The 3,237-nt window shown below is 65.1% G+C and carries 4 protein-coding genes and 1 pseudogene; 1 reads left to right on the top strand and 4 read right to left on the bottom strand.

What is annotated here, in order from left to right; all coding sequences use genetic code 11:
* Positions 1 to 176 precede the first annotated feature (176 nt).
* From FH610_RS42510 to FH610_RS42495, 4 genes and pseudogenes are all read right to left on the bottom strand, one after another.
* Positions 177 to 365 (bottom strand): annotated as a pseudogene (locus FH610_RS42510) (replication initiator); the annotation flags it as partial.
* Positions 366 to 499: 134 nt separating this feature from the next.
* Positions 500 to 811, bottom strand: coding sequence for a hypothetical protein (locus tag FH610_RS42505; RefSeq protein ID WP_139580911.1), 312 nt, complete (start codon positions 809 to 811; stop codon positions 500 to 502).
* A 471-nt stretch (positions 812 to 1,282) separates the two neighbouring features.
* A complete protein-coding gene (locus FH610_RS42500; RefSeq protein ID WP_139580910.1) occupies positions 1,283 to 1,642 on the bottom strand; it encodes an Arc family DNA-binding protein in 360 nt (119 codons plus the stop codon).
* Positions 1,639 to 1,884: a hypothetical protein gene (locus FH610_RS42495; RefSeq protein WP_139580909.1), complete on the bottom strand. Its 246-nt coding sequence runs from the start codon at positions 1,882 to 1,884 to the stop codon at positions 1,639 to 1,641. Before FH610_RS42495 ends, FH610_RS42500 begins: the two co-directional genes overlap by 4 nt.
* An 801-nt stretch (positions 1,885 to 2,685) precedes the next feature.
* Here FH610_RS42495 and FH610_RS42490 point away from each other — a divergent pair.
* The gene (locus FH610_RS42490) at positions 2,686 to 3,117 is read left to right on the top strand and encodes a nuclear transport factor 2 family protein (protein WP_139580908.1); all 432 of its coding nucleotides are present in this window, start codon (positions 2,686 to 2,688) and stop codon (positions 3,115 to 3,117) included.
* Positions 3,118 to 3,237: the final 120 nt, after the last annotated feature.

Raw genomic sequence — 3,237 nt, 5'->3', positions numbered from 1 at the left:
GCTGGCCGTTCACCTCGTGCGCCTCCAGCACCGCGCCGATCTGGGCGAACGGCGGGATGGCGACGGACAGCACTCGGGCGATCTTCGCGACGCCGAAGAGGGGGATCGTACTCCCGATCTTGCCGGCGCCGTCGCCGGTCCTGCTCGTGCTCGGCCAACGTCTTGTTCGACCACTACCGGGACACCGGGACGCGGCGGCCCGCGTAGCCGAGGTGGTCGGGCTTGTGCGCCTTGCCCTTGCACCGGCCCGGAGCCATGCCGGGCTTGGCGCCCTTGGGCTGCACGCCGTACCGCAGCCAGTTCGGGCACGTCGGCGAGCACGCTCTGTATGTCAAGGCGGCGGCGCGGCGCGCCGCCGCACTTCGGCGCATCGCCCGCCCGCCGTCCGGCAGCGGCTCGCGCCGCCCGCCTGACGGGCGGGACGACGGCACACGGGACGATTGCGCGGGGGAGGCATGTGGTGCCGGAATGAGCACGGTTCCTGACCTTCCAAACCGCCTCAATGACCGCGATCGATCATCTCTTCAAGCACGCTCGACCAACTCTCCATCACCTCGCATGACGGCCAGGATGGGTTGGTCTCTCTGCGCCATGTGAGATGCACAATCGCCCATCCCGGTTGATCAACGAGCTTGAGCAACACGTCATCGCATGTTCCGCAGCGTGCTACGGCTTCGACTCGCTGGCCGAACATCGGATGCTTGTCACTGCCGCACTCTGTCACTAGCTCGGCTTCCAGCTTTCGCCGTTGCTCTTGATCGTCCCCCAGGTAGGACCAGGCACCCGGCAGCGCGTTAGCATCATGAGGCACCGCGCCATTGTGGTGGATGAGGACGAGGCTTCGTACTGCAATGCGTACTGCAACAGGCGCACACAGCCGCTCACATCCACGACCGTCCAGCACTGGTCAGGAGGGCGGCGCGGTCCCGTGATCACGGCGTGGACAGTCCTGATAAGGAAGGGCTCTCTCGGACAGCGTGCCCGTTCCGTGCCCGATGGGACGGTGACCAAGGGGGAGTAGCGGGGACTCGCGGAGAGCGCCATCAGTTGCCCAGCAGCAAAGACGCAGCCCGATCATGATCGGCTTACGTGTTTGCAAGCAGGAAATCAGGGGTTCGAATCCCCTAGGCTCCACCCACTCAAAAGCCCAGGTTAGGGACCGTTCTCCCCGCCTGGGCTTTGATCGTCAATCGGCCTTCGCGCTCTTCCGCGCCCGAATTGTCCTCGCGCGAGGCTGTCGAGCTGCTTGGACACTTGGTGCCGTCGCTCGTCCGTCGCGTGCTCATCCCGCTCTGAGGAACTGTTCAAAGGCTTCTCGTGCCAGCGCGGACACACTCTTGCCCTCTTGTTCGGCGCGGGCCCTCGCGCGTTCACGCAACTCCTCGGGGAGTCTGAAGGAGACCCTTGGGGAATGGGTGCTCTCGCCTGTGAGCGATGGACGTCCGGGGCGACTGGTCGGCACGGGTACGCGGCCTTCGTCGATCGCGCGGTGGACGTCGCCGATCGCGTCCCGTACGTACTCGTCCGTGATCAGGTTGCCTTTGGCGTCGTAGATCTCTTCGGAGTCGCTGTCGATATCGGAGTCGTGGTCCAGGGCCAGTTCGATGTCTTCGGGCGGCCAGGCTGCCTCGTGCTCAGTCATGGCGTCCTTCTCCGTAGCGCGGTCGGCATCACGTGGATGATCACTAGAGCTTTGTCGGTGAGGATGCCGATCACCTCCAGCTCCACGCCCCGATCATCGGGGCCGATCCAGACCCATCGGTCCTCCAACGTCGGGTCGGTGGCCGGCACGATTGCTGGCGGCCCAGATCGGACGACATGCAAGGCGTGCGCCTGTCCGATGCGGTGCTTCCGCGCCGACCGGTAGAAGCGCAACTTTTTCATGCCCATATTATGTCGGACACAACCTCTGTAGGTAGGGGGTTCCGGTCTGCAGCGCGCCGGCCCTCGAAACGGCGGTTGCGTCTTGGGCGTCGGCGGCTACGAAGGGGACGGGGTGGACCAGGGGGCGCCCGTGCCCGCCGGCAGGTCGCGAGCCTGATCGCCGGGCCATTAGCGGGCCATTAAGGGCGGTCAACAGGGGGCACTCACGGTCACTCGCGGACGGCTTCTCGCCCAGGTCGCGGCCGTTTTCACTGGTGATCAGGCCGATTTGCAAGCAGGAAGTCAGGGGTTCGAATCTCCTAGGCTCCACCCACTAGAAAGCCCAGGCCAGGGACCGTTTCCCCCGCCTGGGCTTTGATCGTTAATCGGTCTTCGCGCTCTTCCGTGCCCGTTGCGTGCCCGATCCGCTCTTGAGTTGTCCTCGCGCGAGGCTGTCAAGGCGGCGGTGCGGCGCGCCGCCGCACCGCGGCGCATCGCTCGCCCGCCGTCCGGGCGTGCGGCCTGGGGGCCGGTCCCGGCCGGCAGCGGCTCGCGCCGCCCGCCGTACCCAAGCATCCCCCGTACGAGCGCCGCACCGCCGCCATCAGGTGCTGGACAGTCCACGCTTGAAGGAGCGGGAGCGGCAATGGTTGGAGGCAATGAAAGGTCCGGGAATTCGTTGCCAGCCCGTCGGTCATGGGTGCGGTCGTCAGGGGTAGTTCCGCAACCGACCCGCACTCCTCGGGCTGGACACCTTCCCAATGGGTGATGACGTCCGATTTCCGCTAGTCCAGCGACCCTGCCTCGCCTACTCTCTGCGGAATGACGCAGGACAACCGGGAGTTCGTGCTGAGCGCGTGGCGAGCCTTCGCTAACCATGATCTTGAGACGATTGCGGCCTACTTCACTGAAGATGCCGAATGGTTGGCTCCGGCAGGCAACGCAACCGCTGTCGCGCTGGACGTTCCGAGCCACATGGTCGGCAGGAGTGCGATCGCCCAATTCATCGCCAACGACTTCCCCCGGCTCTTTGCACGAGATGTCTCCGTCTCCTTCCGCGGCGTCTACGCCGAAGGAGACCGCGTGATCGTGGAGGAGACAATGAGCGCGACCCTGGTGAATGGAAACTCCTACGTCAACGACTACTGCTTCATCTTCGAGTTGCAAGGAGGGCTGATCCACCGAGTTCGTGAGTACATGGACACTGCACGTGGGCACCGGATGGTATTCACTGAGGCGCTTAGAACCGACTAGGGCGCGTATCGGGTTGTGATCAAGGGGTGGTCCGGGTGAGGTCTTTGATCCAGATCATCGCAGCGCGGAGGTGGAGGCCGGCGAGGTAGCTCGCAGGAGTCTTGTCGTAGCGGGTGGCGA

The organism is Microbispora catharanthi (genome assembly GCF_006334915.2).
Lineage (GTDB): Bacteria > Actinomycetota > Actinomycetes > Streptosporangiales > Streptosporangiaceae > Microbispora > Microbispora catharanthi.
The sequence above is the reverse complement of the archived record's forward strand: the minus strand, read 5'-3'. Positions and strand labels throughout refer to the sequence as shown.

Coding starts and splice junctions, on each gene's coding strand:
- FH610_RS42500 (WP_139580910.1), bottom strand. CDS start 1,642: ATGACTGAGCACGAGGCAGCCTGGCCGCCCGAAGACATCGAACTGGCC.
- FH610_RS42495 (WP_139580909.1), bottom strand. CDS start 1,884: ATGAAAAAGTTGCGCTTCTACCGGTCGGCGCGGAAGCACCGCATCGGA.
- FH610_RS42490 (WP_139580908.1), top strand. CDS start 2,686: ATGACGCAGGACAACCGGGAGTTCGTGCTGAGCGCGTGGCGAGCCTTC.